Genomic DNA, 13,835 nt, shown 5'->3' with positions numbered 1-13,835 from the left:
GCTCAGTCCGCCGCCCCGGGCAGCACCGACCGGAGCCCGCCCAGCAGGTGGGCCCGGAAAGCGGCGTCCTGGTAGGCCTCCGCGGAGTGTCCCAGCGCCGTGTAGAAGACGGGCCCTCCGCCGTACTCGTGGCACCAGACCAGCGGATGGTCGGCGCCCATCGAGCCACCCGTGTACGAGGACTCGTCGGCGGAGGCCAGGACCCGCACCCCGGGGCGGGGGCTGCGGTCGAAGTCGTACCACTCGTCGGTGACCTTCCAGGCCCCGCCCAGGTGCGCGGTGGCCGGATGGGCGGCGTCCTCGACCAGGACCGTGCCCTTCTGCAGGGGCGGATGCCCGGTGAAGCGGGCGCCCAGCAGCTCCCCGTAGTACGGCCAGTCGTACTCGGTGCAGGCCGCGGCGTGCACGCCCATGAACCCCGCGCCGTCCGCGTGGTGCGCCGCGAGGGCGGCCCGGCCCGCGTCGCCGAGCACCTCCCCGCTGGTGGAGAGGAACACCACGGCGTCGTACGGGCGAAGGCGCGTCCCCTCGAAGTCCTCGGGCCGTTCGGTGACGTCCACCCGGATACCGTGCTCCTCGCCGAGTTCGGTGAGGGCTCTGACCCCGTCGGGGATCGAGTCGTGTCGGTAGGCGGTGGTACGGGTGCAGACGAGCACGCGGGGGTGGCGGCGGGACAATCGGCTCTCCCAGGGCGGTGACGGACGGCGGCCGGCAGTCGTCGGCCGGCGGCGCCCACCAGTCTCCCCGGCACCGCCGCGGGGTCAAGAGCCGCCCCGGGTCCCGTCAGTGCCCGATGCTGTCGATCAGCTCGCGGGCACCCTGCCGCAGCAGTGCCACCGCGACCGACGTCCCGAGGGTGGCGGGGTCCAAGGGGCCGGCCCACTCGTGGGCGTCGAGGACGGTCTTGCCGTCCGGTGAGAAGACCCGGGCCCGCAGCGAGAGCCTGCCGTCGCGTTCGGCGCGGGCGTAGCCGGCGATCGGGCTGTTGCAGTGGCCCTGAAGGACGTGCAGGAACATCCGCTCGGCCGTGGTCTCCCGGTGCGCGGCCGGGTCGCCGAGGTCGCTCACGACGTCGATCGTGTCGGCGTCGCCCTCCCGGCACTGCAGGGCCAGGACGCCGGCACCGATCGGCGGGATCATCGTCTCCACCGGCAGCACCTCGCTGATGACGTCGGTCCTGCCGATGCGCTCCAGCCCCGACACGGCCAGGAGCAGCGCGTCCGCGTCGCCCGCCGCGAGCTTCTCCAGCCGCCGGTTGGCATTGCCCCGCATGGGGACGCAGGTCAGGTGCGGGTGCGAGGCCATGATCTGCGCGATGCGGCGCACGGACGAGGTGCCGATGCGCGTGCCGGGAGGGAGCCGGTCGAGCGTGAGCCCGCCGGGGTGCACCAGCGCGTCACGGATGTCGTCCCGCTTCAGGAACGCGGCGAAGACCGTACCGGCGGGCAGCGGACGGTCGGCGGGGACGTCCTTGACGCAGTGAACGGCCAGGTCGGCCCGGCCCTCCAGGAGTGCGGCGTCCACCTCCTTGGTGAACGCGCCCTTGCCGCCGAGCCGGGCGAGGTCGCCCATCCAGCGGTCACCGGACGTGGTGACGGGCACGACCTCGGTCCGGATGCCGGGGTGGAGCGCGGCCAGTTCCGCGCGGACGCGCTCGACCTGGGCCAGCGCCATCGGGGAGGAGCGGGAGACGATGCGGATCAGCTCGGGGACTGCCATGAGCCCACGGTACGGCGTCCCGCACGCGTCCCGCGCAACAGCCCCAACCCCACGCGCGGGGGCGACGGCGGGGCTAGTCTGTGCCGCGGCGCCCACCCGCAGGGCGCCGGCGCGGGGACGTGGCGCCACAGGGACACGCGACGGGGTAAGCGCACCATGACGCAGGAACGGCCCTCGCCCGCCGCGGTGTCCCCCGATCCGGCGACCCCCGCCGCCGTCGTCACGGTGCCGGTGCGCCGCTTCCCGGTTCCCGCGCGGCACCGCCGCACCCTCTACGTCCTGGCCGTGCTGGCGCTCCTCGCGCAGATGGCGTTCGCGATGGTCACGACGGCCGTCCGGCAGACGCCCACCATCGACGAGCCGGTGTACGTGGGCACCGCGACGGTCTATCTGCGGGAGCACAGCCTGCGGTTCAACCCCGAACACCCGCCGCTCGGGAAGCTGGTCATCGCCGGCGGCCTGGCCTTCGCCCACCCGCGCCTCGACCCGGCCTTCGAGGGCGACCAGACGGAGCTCGGGCGCAGCGTCCTGTACGAGTCCGGCAACGACCCCTGGCGCCTGATGCTGGCGGCCCGGCTGCCGATGATCGCGCTGACGCTGCTGTTCGGACTGGTGGTGCTCGCGTTCGCGCGCGATCTCACCGGGCCCCCCGGGGGGCTGCTCGCGCTCGCCCTGTACGCGTTCTCCCCGGACGTGATCGCGCACGGCTCGCTCGCCACCCTCGACGTCCCGGCCGCCGGTTTCCTGCTGACGTCGGTGTGGGCGCTGTGGCGGGCCCGCGAGCGTCCCCGGCTCCATCTGCCGCTCGCCGGGGCGGCGTTGGGCGCGGCGCTCGCCACGCGGATGAGCGCGCTCCCCGCGGTGCCGGTCCTGCTGCTCCTGGCCGCGCTGTCGGTACGGCACGCGGACGGGCGGCACGCGGACGGGCGGGGCGCGGAGCGGCCCGCCACCGCACGGTCGCTGCGGCGCGCCGCCGTCGCGGCGGGCACGGTCGGGCTCGTCGCCGTCGCCGTGGTGTGGGCGGCCTACCTGGCCGTCGACCCGCGGCTGCGCTGGACGGCGCCGGACACCCTGCCGGACCTGCACGGCCTGCGGGCCCTGGCCGTGGACGCCCTCCCGCTCCCCCGGGCGTACGCGGACGGGATGGCGGTCCAGTTCGGTTTCGAGGACTCGACGTTCGAGGGCTTCCTCTTCGGCCGCCACTACAGCGGGGCGCTCTGGTACTACCTGCCCGCCGCGGTGCTGGTGAAGACCCCGCTCGGCATGCTCGCCCTGTGGCTCGCCGGCACGGCCGCGCTGCTCGCCGTTCCCCGGCTGCGCGCCGCCGCGCCGTATCTGCTCGTCCCCGCTGCCGTGCTGACGGCGGCCGCCATGACCGGATCGCGGGACTTCGGCGTCCGCTACGTGGTCTTCCTGCCGGTGTTCGGGGCGGTCGCGGCGGCCTGCGTCACCGCCCTGCGGCGCCGGTGGGCGGACGCGGCGGCGGCGGCGCTCGTCGCCTTCGTCGCCGTCAGTTCGCTGCGGACCTTCCCGTACTACCTGCAGTACTCCAACGAGGCCTTCGGCGGCACGTCGAAGACCCATCTGCGCCTGCACGACTCCAACGTCGACTGGGGCCAGGACCTGGGCCTTCTCGCCGACCGGCTCCGCGAGAGCTATCCCGGGGAGCGGGTGTGGCTGGTCTACAAGGGCAGCGGAGTCCCCGCCCACTACGGCATCGACGCCGCCGACCCGCGCAAGGTACCCGAGGACCGGGTGCACGGGCTGCTCGTGGTGTCGGACTCCTCGGTCGCCAAGGCAGAGGGCCGGCTGGCCGAACTCATCGCCGGCAGCGAGCCGATCGACGAGGTGGGGCACTCGATCACGATCTACCGCCGCGGCTGACGCGCGGCGCCGCCCCCCTCCGCTTCCGGGAAGGCGGCGCCGGGCGCCGCGGCGTCAGGGCTTGCGCGCCACCACGGCGTAGACGTTGATGTCCGCGTCGGTGACGTCGGTGATGCTCCGGTAGCGGATCTTGTCGATGTCCTCGAGGCCCTCGACGAACTCCGGGGAGGCGTCGGCATGGGCGGCGAGGGTGTCGTCGGCGTCGTCCGGGCGCCAGTGGTGCACGGGGACGAGGCCGGGCTCCACGATCTCCAGGCCGTTGTCCGTGACGAACCGCAGCACCTCGGCGTGCTCGCGGAGCACGAAGGAGAAACCGCGGTCCTTGTAGGTCTTGGCGACCTTGGCGATCTGCTCCGCGTTGAGGTCGGAGGTGAGGTGGCTGAGCACGAGGTGGCTTCCCGAGGGCAGCGCGTCGACGAGGTGCTTGACGATGCCGTAGGCCTCGTCGTCCTCGACGAAGTGCAGGACGGCGACGAGCACGAGCGCGACGGGCTCGGTGAGGTCCAGTGTGCCGGCCGCCGCGCGCAGGATCGCGGCGGGGTCGTGCAGGTCCGCGTCGATGTAGTCGGTCCGGCCCTTCGGTCCGCTGGTCAGCAGCGCCCGCGCGTGAGCCAGGACGACCGGGTCGTTGTCGACGTACACCACGCGCGCGTCGGGAACGATGCGCTGGGCGATCTGGTGCACGTTCTCCTGCGTGGGCAGCCCTGTGCCGATGTCGAGGAACTGGCGGATGCCGGTCTCGCCCGCGATGTGATTCACCGCGCGGCGCAGGAAGTCCCGGTTGTGCCGCACGTCCAGGTAGCCGCGGGGATTGGCGGCCAGCGCGGCCGCGGCCGCCTCGCGGTCGACGGGGTAGTTGTCCTTGCCGCCGAGGAAGACGTCGTAGACGCGCGCCGGATGCGCCTTGGTGGTGTCGATCCGCCTGCGGAGCTGCTCGGCGGAGTCGTAGTCGTTGGGAGCTTCGCTGCCGCTGGTCATGGCCATCCCCTGGGGACTCGAATACGCGATCTGATCTGCACACAACTTAGCTGGTGAAACGGCGAGTTGGTGCCACCCCCACGGACTTGTCCCAGCGGTCCGCGGGGGTGCGCGCAGAAAGGCCGGAACGGGCCTGCCGTCGGACGTATCCGATCGTTGACCTGGTGACCGCACGTCCCCGGAACCGCCCTGGAGGCTCGCTTGACCTCGGTCCACGCCGCTGAACCGGCCGCAGAACCCCGCAACGCCTCGGTGCTCGTCCACAACGACCGCGGCGAGTACCTCCTGCACCTGCGGGACCGCGGTCCCGGCATCCGGAACCCCGGCACATGGTCGCTGCCCGGCGGCGGCCGTGAACCGCACGACGTGTCCCTGGAGGCGACGGCCCGCCGTGAACTGCGCGAGGAGGCGGGGCTCGACCTGCCGGCGCTGCGCGCCTTCGCGGTGGAACTCGTCCACGACCAGGGAGGGTCGCTCCTCCCGGTCCAGGTGTTCACCGCCCGCTGGAACGGCGACCCGGACGCCCTGGAACTCACCGGAGGCGTCATGCTCCGGTGGTTCCGGCCCGAGGTCATGCCGCGGCTCCGGTTGGGCCACTCGACCTTGGAGCTCGTCCGCCGGCACGCCGGCCCGGCCGCCGCGCCCGGCGCCGGCGCGGCGGCGGGCGGCCGGAGCGAGCTGCACATCGTCGGCGCGCACCTGTACCTGGAGAACCCCGCCGGCGAGGTCCTGCTGGGGCTGCGCCACCCCGACTCCGCATTCGCCGGCGGTGAGTGGCACTTCCCGGCCGGGCACTGCGAACGGGAGAGCGCCGTGGCGTGCCTGGTCCGGGAGGCGGACGAGGAGGCGGGCCTGCGGATCAGCCCGCAGGACGCAGAGTTCGCGCACGCCGTGCACCTCCTGGACGCGGCGGGCGGCCGGCCCCGGATGCAACTGGTCTTCCGGGTACGTCGCTGGCAGGGCGAACCGGTGGTCCGTGAGCCCGACAAGTGCCTGTCCTGGCGCTGGTGGCACCCGGACGCCCTCCCCGAACGCCTCGTGCCGTACACCCGGGCCGCGATCGAGGGCATCCGGGCGGGCCGCGCCTACACCGAGTCGGGTTGGGCGTGAACTCCGCACCGGGCGGCCCGGGCTCCGCGGTGCGCCGCTTCGCGGAGCGCGCGGTCGGCCCGATCGCGCGCTGGACGGACGCGTCCTGGCCCCGTGAGGGCAGCCGGGTGTGGCGGGCCGACGGTGCGGACGGCCTCGTCAGGTACGTCAAGGTCCACCAGAACGACCGCTTCCACGGCCGTGAGGTGACCGCCTACCGGACGTGGGTGCCTGCCCTGGGAGATGCCGCACCGCGTCTGGTCGCGGCCGACGAACGGCTGCCGGCGGTCGTCGTCACCGCCGTCCCCGGCCGCCCCCTCGGCGACGGTGTGCTCCGCACCCCGGAGGAGGAACGAGCCGTCTTCGTCCGCATCGGCGCGCTCGCCGCCGCCGTCCACGGCAGCACGCCGCCCCGCACTCCTTCCGCGGGCGAAGGGCAACCTGCCGTGCGCAGGCTGGACCGGCACCTGGACGGCGCCCGTGCCCACCTGGGCCCGGGGGACCGGCCCTGGTCCGCGCCCTGCGCCAAGGGGACCGCGCGGCAGCGGCCGCGGTCGCCCAGAAGCACGTGCAGACCCTGCACCGAACGATGTTCATCGGCCTCCCCGAGGCCGTGCCCGGGCCCGCCGCCACCGCCGGGGGCTGATCCGCCCGCCCCACCAGTACAGTCGTGCCACACGTGCGGCGTGCGCCGCCACAGGGGCTGGAGGGGACGTCCGTGGAGGGGCTGGCACTGGTCACGCTCATGGTCGGTGCGGTGCTCGTCACCGCCGTCGCCCGGCGTCTGGGGGTGTCTCCCCCGCTGCTGCTGGTCGCCGTCGGCCTGTGCGCGTCCTTCGTGCCGGGGATCCCCGCCTACGCCATCGAGCCCGAACTGGTGATGGTGCTGGTCCTGCCCCCGCTGCTGTACTCCTCGGCGCGGGAGAGTTCCTACCTGCGCTTCCGGGACAATCTGCGCCCCATCGGTCTGCTGGCCGTGGGGCTGGTGCTGTTCACCACCGTCGTGATCGGCTACGCGGCGTTCTGGCTGGTTCCGGGGCTGCCGCTGGGCTCGGCGCTGGTGCTCGGCGCGGTGCTGTCGCCGCCCGACGCGGTGGCGGCGACCTCCATCGGGCGCCGGCTGGGGCTGCCGCGCCGCCTGCTGACCGTACTCGGCGGCGAGAGCCTGGTGAACGACGCCACCGGGCTGACGGCCTACCGCGTGGCCATCGCGTCCGTGGCCGGCGCCGGCTACACCCTGCTGCAGGGCGTGGGGGTCTTCCTGATGGCGGCGGTCGGGGGCTCGCTGATCGGCCTGGCGATCGGCTGGCTGGCCCGCATCGGCCACCGCTTCCTGCCCGGTGACCTGGCCAGCGCGCTCGGGCTGCTCGTGCCGTTCCTCGCCTATCTCGCCGGCGAGGAGGCGCACACCTCGGGGGTACTGGCCGTGGTCGTGGCCGGCCTGTACCTGGGGCACCGCTCCCCCGACACGGAGGCGACCTCCCGGCTGCAGGTGTACGCGGTGTGGAGCGCCCTCGACACGGTGCTGGAAGCCCTCGTCTTCGCCCTGATCGGCCTGCAGGTGCGGGGCATCGTCGACACCGTCGACACGGGCGTGGCGCGACTGGTCGCGGCCGGTGCCGCGCTGACGGCGGTGACCGTGGTCGCGCGCGTCGTGTGGGTCTACCCCGGGACGTACCTGCCACGGCTGATGTTCCCGCGGATCCGGGCACGCGACCCGTATCCCCCCTGGCAGTACCCGGTGGTGCTCTCCTGGGCGGGCATGCGCGGCGTGGTCTCGCTGGCCGCCGCCTTCGCGGTGCCGGAGACCACCGACAGCGGCGCGCCGTTCCCCGGCCGCGACGAGATCCTGTTCCTGACCTTCTTCGTCACGGTCGGCACGCTGCTGCTGCACGGCATGACGCTACCGCCGCTCATCCGGCGGCTCGGCATCTGCAACAAGGAAGCGTACGAGGACGCTCTGGCCGAGGCGAACGCCCAGCACAGCGCCGCCCGTGCGGCACTGGCGCGCCTGGAGGAACTGGCCGGGAACCAGGGCTCCCACCAGGCCGTGCTGGAGACCCTCCGGCAGACCGCGGAGGCCCGCCGCAACGCCGCGTGGGAACGGCTGGGCGGCCCGACCGGCGGCGGCGCGGAACCGCCGAGCGTGGCCTACCGGCGGCTGCGCCGCGCGATGCTGGACGCCGAACGGCAGGAGTTCGTGCGCTTCCGCGACGAACGGCTCATCGACGACGAGGTGCTGCGCCACGTCATGCGCGAACTGGACCTGGAGGAGGCGGCGCTGCAGCGCGAGTAGCGGTGGGCCTCGGCCTCAGGGCCCTGCCCTCACGACCCTGGCCGCAAGATCCTGGCCTCAGCCCATGGACTCGTGGACGAAGCACCAGCGCCAGGCCTCGCCCGGCTGGTACGAGCGGATCACGGGGTGGCCGGTGGCCTCGTAGTGCGCGGTGGCGTGCCGGCCCGGGGAGCTGTCGCAGCAGCCGATGTGGCCGCAGGTGAGGCACAGCCGCAGATGGACCCAGTCGTGGTGTCCGGCGGCCAGGCAGTCGGCGCAGCCGTCGTCCGGCGGCGTGGCGGCGACGTCGGCCGGGGCCTGCTCGAGATCGGGACATGTTGCTGTCGTCACGCCGGCCCCCTGTGCCGTCTGCGGATCACTGCCGATGGAGGCCCCAGGCTACGTCAACCCCGCGCCGCGCGCGATCAACGTCGTCCCGGGGCGTCCAGGCGCGGGGGCCGCGGCTCAGTCGCGGAGTTCGCCCTCCAGGAGGCCCATGGTGAACATGTCGTACCACCGGCCGTCGCGCCGGAAGACCTGACGCAGCCGGCCCTCTTCGACGAAGCCGACCTTCCGGTAGACGTGGTGCGCCGCCTCGTTCTCGGTCACGACGGTGAGCGAGATCTTGTGCAGGCGCATCTTCTCGAAGCCGTAGCGGCACATCGTGCGCATGGCGTCCGTGGCATAGCCGCGGCCCCAGTACTCCTTCTCGCCGAGGTAGATGTCGAGTTCGGCGCACCCGGTCTCGGGCTCGGCGTCGCGCAGCCGGACGAGGCCGATGAGCCGTCCGTCCTCCCGCACCTCGATCCCGTGGAGCACGTCGCCGTAGGCGTTGCGGGGCCGCTCCTCCATGCGCTTCCTCACCTGCGCGAGGGGCTGGGCGTAGCCGTCGTCCATCCAGCGCATGACCTCGGGGTCGTGGTTCCAGCGCCACAGCGCCTCGGCGTCCGATGGCTCCATCGGGCGCAGGGTCACCAGTCGTCCGGGCACCATGGGGCGGCCCCCCCTTCGGGTCGGCATGATCGTCGTCACGGAAACCCGCCAGAATTAGCACGGCCGCCGTCGCACGATCAACCGGATTGCCCTCCGCGGGCCGCGCGTTCAGCTCGCCTCGGCCCTGCCCTCGCCCTCCGCCGCGAGCACGCGCTCGACGTCGGCCCACGAGGCGCCGTGCTCGGCGAGGACGTCCGCGACCACGCCGGGGCCGACGGCGAGGGCGAGCAGGATGTGCTCGTCCCCGATGTGGCGGTCACCCCGGGCCACGGCGGCCCGCAGGGAACGCTCCAGGACGCCCTTGGCCCCGCGGGTGAACGGACGCCGCCCCGCCGGCCGCCACCGGCGGGGCCCGCGTCCGGTGGCGAGGGCGCCGGCGCCGTGGGCGTCCTCGACACGGGCGACGATCTCGGCGACGTCGATGCCGAGGCCGGCCAGCGCCTCGGCATCGCCCCGCGACACGCCGCCGCGCCGGCGGGTCTCGTCCAGCGCCTCCTCCAGCGCCGCGCGGCGCCGGTCGACGCCCAGCGCGGCCAGGGCCGCGGAGGCCCGGGTGCCCTCCCGGTCGAGCAGTGACAGCAGCAGGAGGTCCTCGGTGACCGCCGGGTCGCCCGCTCGCTCGGCGTGCCCGACCGCGCCCTCGACGACCCCCCGCGCGCTCTTGGTGAACTTCTCGAACATCCTCAATGCCTCCCGTACTTCTTGTGCACGGCCTGCCTGCTGACGCCGAGTTCGTGGGCGATCTCCTGCCACGACCACCCCTGCGCCCGCGCGCTCCTGACTTGTACGGTCTCCAGCTGCTCCAGCAGCCGCCGCAGCGCGGCGACGGCCCGCAGCCCGACCCTCGGGTCGCGGTCACCCGCCCGCTCGGCGAGATCGGTTGCCTCGGTCATGCCTGTCAATTTACGTTGACACACATGGGGGTGTCAACCCGAGTTGACAGCGGCGGTGGGGTCAGAGGCGATGTGTCAGGGGCGAAGTGTCAGGCGTCTCCTCGCGCGGCGGCACGGCGCTGCCTCTTCCCCAGCGGTGCCTGGGAGAGGTCCTCGGCCTGGGACCTGAGGTTCTTGTGGCCGTAGCCGCGCTCTGCCAGCCACGCCCTGGCCGCCTCCTCGGCACGTTCGGTCGCCTCGAGGATGTCCTCCTCCGCCTCCCCGGAGTCGAGGAAGCGGAAGGTGAAGGCGGGGCGTGCCGCGATGTCGTAGGTGAGGTGGCCCTCGGGGGTGAAGGCCGCGCGCAGGACGTCGTGTTCCGGTGCGCGGGAGCGGAGTTCCGAGCGCTGCTCGGCGGTGAGTCCGTCGAAGACGCCGCGGACGGTGACGCGGAAGGTGCGTGTGCTCATCCGCCGACTCTAGGCAGCGGGTTCCTACCCGCTCCACCGCATTTCACGAGGCCCGGCGACGTGGACGGGAGCCCGGCGACAGAAACCGGTCGTCGCGCATCACCGCCAGGAGTGCCATGTCGTCGTCCGTCGGGCCGCCCGTGTGCCGGTGCACGTCCGCGAGCAGCGCCTCCAGCAAGCCGGCCGGACTGTCGCGCTGCACTCCGGCCAGCCGGGCCTGCGGGTCGTAGAAGCGGCCCCGCGCGTCACGGGCCTCGGTGACGCCGTCGGTGCACAGCAGCAGCGTCGAACCCGGCGGGAACGGCACCGTGTCCACCACCGCGTCCCCCTCCCCCACGGCCTCCCCCAGCCCCTCCACCAGGAGCAGCCCGTACTCCGACGGCTCGACGGCGCGCACCTGTCCGCCCCGCAGCAGCAGCGGCGCCGGATGGCCGAGGTTCACCAGGCGGACGTGCTCGCCGCCGTGCGGGAACTCGGCCAGCACCGCGGTGGCGAACCACTCCAGCCGTTCGCCGTCATCGCGCCGCCTCAGCTCCCGCCGCAGGGCCTGGTGCATCTGCCCCGCCACGTCCGAAAGGGTCGCCCGCTCGTCGGCCGCCATCCGGAAGGTCCCCAGGACCAGGGTCGCCGCCTCCACGGCGTCCAGGCCCTTGCCCCGCACGTCCCCGACGACGCAGCGCAGCCCGTACGGCGTGTCCTGGACCGCGTACAGGTCCCCGCCGATCTCGGCCTCCGCCTCCGCGGCCTCATAGCACGCGGCGATCCTCAGGTCGCCCACGCGCGCGGGCGGTTCGGGGAGCACCGCACGCTGCACGGTCGCGGTGACCGAGCGGGCGGAGCGCAACCGGGACTCGCGCACCTGCAGCAGCCGGTTGATGAACACCGCGACCACGGCGACCAGCGAGACCGTCAGCAGCTCGCTCATCCCGCTCAGCCCCCGCAGGCGGCCGAAGTGGGCCAGGACCGCCGCGTCCGCGGTGATCGCCACGAGTCCGACCACCATCGTCCCCTGCAGCGACAGCAGCGGCGCCGCGAGCACCGGCGCGACCGAGTAGAAGGCGGCGCTCGTGTACTGCGTCGGGTTGAGCATGTCGACGAGGAAGCCGCCGACGAGGACCACGACCGGGAGCAACCTGATGTACCAGGCCACCTCGGCCGGACCGCAGAGGCCCCCTTCGTCGGCCCTCCCCACGCACCCTCCCGGTCTCTGCCGCTGGCGATCCCTTCAGGCTCCCCCGGCGAACCGCTCCGCGGCCACCGCAGGCCCTCCCCCGGAGTGAACCGCCCGGTGGGAGGCCCGGCCGGCGTGGGCCACGGGGCGGTCCTGCCGCCGCTGTCCCGTTCCGGTGACCGGCCCGCCGCGGCGGTCTGCCCGGACGTCAGGTGCTCCCCCGCCCCGCCGGCGCGGCCGGCCCCGGCCGGTGGGCCGGCGGGGTGGTGAACCCGTCTGGCCCACAGGGCTTCAGCCCGGGGCCGAAGTTGTCGATCATTGCGCCAGGAAGCACGGAACTGGTTCCCGACACCGCCGAGGAGTCGCGCCGATGACGACGTGGACGATGGACGAACTGGACCGCATCGAGAGTGCCGACGAGCTCTCCATCGCGCCCCGGCGCGACCCCGGCACCCTCGACCCGCCGACCACGATCTGGGTGGTCCGCGACGGTGCCGACCTCTACGTACGGGCCTACCGCGGGCGCGGCGGCACCTGGTTCCGCGCCGCGCAGGCCCGGCACGAGGGCCGGATCAGCGCCGGCGGGGTCGAGCGGGACGTCACCTTCGTGGAGGTCGACGACCCGGCCGTCAACGAGCGGCTCGACGCCGCCTACCGCGGCAAGTACGGCCGCTACAGCGCGGAGTACGTGGAGCCCATGGTGGCCGGGACCGCGCGCGCCGCGACGCTCAAGCTCGTACCGCGCTGAGCGCCGGCACAACGGAGCACGGGACAGACATGACGACCATGGTCATCGTCGGTGCGGGGCGGGGGCTGGGCGCCGCCGTGGCGCGCCAGTTCGGCAGCGACGGCTTCGACGTCGCGCTCGTCGCCCGGGACCAGGACCGTCTGGACACCCTGGCCGCCGCCCTGGACAAGGACGGCGTGACCGCTCGGGGCTTCGCGGCCGACGTCCGCGAGCCGCCGGCGCTCGGCGCCGCGCTGGACGCCGCCGCGGCCGCGCTCGGGCCGATCGAGGTGCTGCAGTACAGTCCGGCCCCGCCCGCCGACTTCATGAGGCCCCTCCTGGATACCACCCCGGCCGACTTCGCGGGGCCCTTGGAGTTCTCCCTGTACGGCGCGGTCACCGCCGTCCATGCGGTGCTGCCCGACATGCGCTTCCTGGGCCGCGGCACGATCCTCTTCGTCAACGGCGGCAGCGCGGTGCGGCCGCTGCCCGCCCGCGCCGGGACCTCGGTGGCGTACGCGGCGGAGAGCGCCTACGCACGGATGCTGCACGACACGCTGGCCTGCGAGGACATCCACGTCGCGCAGCTGGTCGTCCCCGGGGTCATCAGACCGGGGCACCCCCGCAACGATCCCGCCACGCTGGCGGGCGCCCTGTGGGCGTTGCACAGGGACCGGACGGGGTTCCGGCACTTCGCGGGCGTGCTGGAGGGCGAGGCGTGAGGACGGCACGGCCGCCGCGGAACCGCCGGGCGCGACCGCCCCGAACGGCCGCCCCGGCGGCGAGCCGACCCGGGCGGTGACGGTACGTGAGGTAGACAACCAGCGCGGACACCGGCGGTGACGGGTCCGCCGATCGCGACGCCACCCCGAGGAGCCAGCCGTGACCCAGGAGTTCTCCGGATCCACCGCCCTCGTCACCGGCGGCACCGCCGGCATCGGGCGCGGCGTCGCGCTGCGGCTGGCCGCGCTGGGCGCCGACGTCGTCGTCCACGGGCGGGACCCCGAGCGCGGCGCGGAGGTCGTCGCGGAGGCGGGCGCCGCGGGCGGGCGGGCGCGGTTCGTCGCCGCCGACCTGTCCGACCCCGGCGACGTGCTGCGCCTGGCCGCGGCGGCGGGCGCGGTGGACGTGCTCGTCAACAACGCGGGCGTCTACCGCTTCGCGGCCGCCGCCGATTCCACGGCCGAGATGTTCGACCTCCACATGGCCGTCAACGCCCGTGCGCCCATGCTGCTGGTCGGCGCCCTCGCCCCGGGCATGGCGGAGCGCGGCCGCGGGGCGATCGTCAACCTGAGCACCCTGGCGGCGAGCATCCCCGCGCGCGGGGCCGCCGTCTACGGGGCGTCCAAGGCGGCGCTGGAGATCATGACACGTGTCTGGGCGGACGAGTTCGGGGCCCGCGGGGTACGGGTGAACGCCGTGGCGTCGGGGCCGGTCCGCACTCCCGGCACCGTGGAGATGGGCGAGGACACACTGGCGGCCGTCGCGCACAGCACGGTCCTTCACCGGGTCGGCGAACTCGACGAGATCGTCGAGGCGATCGTCTTCCTCGCCTCGGAGCGCGCGGGATACGTCACCGGCACCGTCCTCGGCGCGTACGGCGGTCAGCAGGCGATCGGCTGACGGCGGCGACCGCCCGGCGCGCCGCCCACGCCCC

The 13,835-nt window shown here is 74.1% G+C and carries 15 protein-coding genes; 6 read left to right on the top strand and 9 right to left on the bottom strand.

The features are described 5' to 3' along the window. Nucleotides 1-2 precede the first annotated feature (2 nt). Nucleotides 3-677: a ThuA domain-containing protein gene (locus tag PV342_RS13260; RefSeq protein WP_329190099.1), complete on the bottom strand. Its 675-nt coding sequence runs from the start codon at nucleotides 675-677 to the stop codon at nucleotides 3-5. A 106-nt stretch (nucleotides 678-783) separates the two neighbouring features. Next, nucleotides 784-1,719 (bottom strand): hydroxymethylbilane synthase, encoded by a 936-nt coding sequence (gene hemC, locus PV342_RS13255; RefSeq protein WP_361004031.1) that lies wholly within the window; start codon nucleotides 1,717-1,719, stop codon nucleotides 784-786. Between the two features lie 156 nt (nucleotides 1,720-1,875). Between hemC and PV342_RS13250 the strand changes: the two genes are divergently transcribed. Then, complete coding sequence (locus PV342_RS13250) at nucleotides 1,876-3,603, top strand: ArnT family glycosyltransferase (protein ID WP_500317202.1); 1,728 nt, start codon at nucleotides 1,876-1,878, stop codon at nucleotides 3,601-3,603. Nucleotides 3,604-3,657: 54 nt separating this feature from the next. Here PV342_RS13250 and PV342_RS13245 read toward each other — a convergent pair whose 3' ends face one another. Next, nucleotides 3,658-4,581 carry an SAM-dependent methyltransferase gene (locus PV342_RS13245; protein WP_361004028.1) on the bottom strand — a complete coding sequence of 308 codons (924 nt, stop codon included), beginning with the start codon at nucleotides 4,579-4,581 and terminating at the stop codon, nucleotides 3,658-3,660. Nucleotides 4,582-4,782: 201 nt separating this feature from the next. Between PV342_RS13245 and PV342_RS13240 the strand changes: the two genes are divergently transcribed. Next, nucleotides 4,783-5,691 (top strand): NUDIX hydrolase, encoded by a 909-nt coding sequence (locus tag PV342_RS13240; protein WP_400801298.1) that lies wholly within the window; start codon nucleotides 4,783-4,785, stop codon nucleotides 5,689-5,691. Nucleotides 5,692-6,388: 697 nt separating this feature from the next. Continuing rightward, nucleotides 6,389-7,966 (top strand): Na+/H+ antiporter, encoded by a 1,578-nt coding sequence (locus PV342_RS13235; RefSeq protein WP_391580750.1) that lies wholly within the window; start codon nucleotides 6,389-6,391, stop codon nucleotides 7,964-7,966. Nucleotides 7,967-8,023: 57 nt separating this feature from the next. Here PV342_RS13235 and PV342_RS13230 read toward each other — a convergent pair whose 3' ends face one another. From PV342_RS13230 to PV342_RS13205, 6 genes are all read right to left on the bottom strand, one after another. Beyond that, nucleotides 8,024-8,296 (bottom strand): UBP-type zinc finger domain-containing protein, encoded by a 273-nt coding sequence (locus tag PV342_RS13230; RefSeq protein ID WP_400801300.1) that lies wholly within the window; start codon nucleotides 8,294-8,296, stop codon nucleotides 8,024-8,026. 114 nt (nucleotides 8,297-8,410) lie between these two features. Continuing rightward, nucleotides 8,411-8,938 carry a GNAT family N-acetyltransferase gene (locus PV342_RS13225; RefSeq protein WP_018557906.1) on the bottom strand — a complete coding sequence of 176 codons (528 nt, stop codon included), beginning with the start codon at nucleotides 8,936-8,938 and terminating at the stop codon, nucleotides 8,411-8,413. Between the two features lie 108 nt (nucleotides 8,939-9,046). Continuing rightward, complete coding sequence (locus PV342_RS13220; protein WP_500317199.1) at nucleotides 9,047-9,619, bottom strand: Clp protease N-terminal domain-containing protein; 573 nt, start codon at nucleotides 9,617-9,619, stop codon at nucleotides 9,047-9,049. Between the two features lie 2 nt (nucleotides 9,620-9,621). Continuing rightward, nucleotides 9,622-9,831, bottom strand: a complete 210-nt coding sequence (locus tag PV342_RS13215; protein WP_018557908.1) for an HTH domain-containing protein — start codon at nucleotides 9,829-9,831, stop codon at nucleotides 9,622-9,624. Between the two features lie 89 nt (nucleotides 9,832-9,920). Continuing rightward, the gene (locus PV342_RS13210; RefSeq protein WP_500317197.1) at nucleotides 9,921-10,280 is read right to left on the bottom strand and encodes a DUF6204 family protein; all 360 of its coding nucleotides are present in this window, start codon (nucleotides 10,278-10,280) and stop codon (nucleotides 9,921-9,923) included. A 43-nt stretch (nucleotides 10,281-10,323) separates the two neighbouring features. Further along, nucleotides 10,324-11,472 carry a PP2C family protein-serine/threonine phosphatase gene (locus tag PV342_RS13205; RefSeq protein WP_400801307.1) on the bottom strand — a complete coding sequence of 383 codons (1,149 nt, stop codon included), beginning with the start codon at nucleotides 11,470-11,472 and terminating at the stop codon, nucleotides 10,324-10,326. Nucleotides 11,473-11,821: 349 nt separating this feature from the next. Here PV342_RS13205 and PV342_RS13200 point away from each other — a divergent pair, with 349 nt between their 5' ends. From PV342_RS13200 to PV342_RS13190, 3 genes are all read left to right on the top strand, one after another. Further along, a complete protein-coding gene (locus PV342_RS13200) occupies nucleotides 11,822-12,199 on the top strand; it encodes a DUF2255 family protein (RefSeq protein WP_018557911.1) in 378 nt (125 codons plus the stop codon). Between the two features lie 29 nt (nucleotides 12,200-12,228). Then, complete coding sequence (locus PV342_RS13195; protein WP_400801309.1) at nucleotides 12,229-12,900, top strand: SDR family NAD(P)-dependent oxidoreductase; 672 nt, start codon at nucleotides 12,229-12,231, stop codon at nucleotides 12,898-12,900. Between the two features lie 160 nt (nucleotides 12,901-13,060). Continuing rightward, a complete protein-coding gene (locus PV342_RS13190) occupies nucleotides 13,061-13,801 on the top strand; it encodes an SDR family NAD(P)-dependent oxidoreductase (protein ID WP_500317195.1) in 741 nt (246 codons plus the stop codon). Nucleotides 13,802-13,835 lie beyond the last annotated feature (34 nt).

It is taken from the genome of Streptomyces sp. PA03-3a, from assembly GCF_033792735.1.
Taxonomy (GTDB): domain Bacteria; phylum Actinomycetota; class Actinomycetes; order Streptomycetales; family Streptomycetaceae; genus Actinacidiphila.
Note: the sequence above shows the minus strand (reverse complement) of the source record. Positions and strands in the feature narration are given on the sequence as shown.

What these genes read in the sequence shown, in the direction of transcription:
- hemC (WP_361004031.1), bottom strand. Translation starts at nt 1,719, where the DNA reads ATGGCAGTCCCCGAGCTGATCCGCATCGTCTCCCGCTCCTCCCCGATG.
- PV342_RS13250 (WP_500317202.1), top strand. Translation starts at nt 1,876, where the DNA reads ATGACGCAGGAACGGCCCTCGCCCGCCGCGGTGTCCCCCGATCCGGCG.
- PV342_RS13245 (WP_361004028.1), bottom strand. Translation starts at nt 4,581, where the DNA reads ATGACCAGCGGCAGCGAAGCTCCCAACGACTACGACTCCGCCGAGCAG.
- PV342_RS13225 (WP_018557906.1), bottom strand. Translation starts at nt 8,938, where the DNA reads ATGGTGCCCGGACGACTGGTGACCCTGCGCCCGATGGAGCCATCGGAC.
- PV342_RS13220 (WP_500317199.1), bottom strand. Translation starts at nt 9,619, where the DNA reads ATGTTCGAGAAGTTCACCAAGAGCGCGCGGGGGGTCGTCGAGGGCGCG.
- PV342_RS13215 (WP_018557908.1), bottom strand. Translation starts at nt 9,831, where the DNA reads ATGACCGAGGCAACCGATCTCGCCGAGCGGGCGGGTGACCGCGACCCG.
- PV342_RS13210 (WP_500317197.1), bottom strand. Translation starts at nt 10,280, where the DNA reads ATGAGCACACGCACCTTCCGCGTCACCGTCCGCGGCGTCTTCGACGGA.
- PV342_RS13200 (WP_018557911.1), top strand. Translation starts at nt 11,822, where the DNA reads ATGACGACGTGGACGATGGACGAACTGGACCGCATCGAGAGTGCCGAC.
- PV342_RS13195 (WP_400801309.1), top strand. Translation starts at nt 12,229, where the DNA reads ATGACGACCATGGTCATCGTCGGTGCGGGGCGGGGGCTGGGCGCCGCC.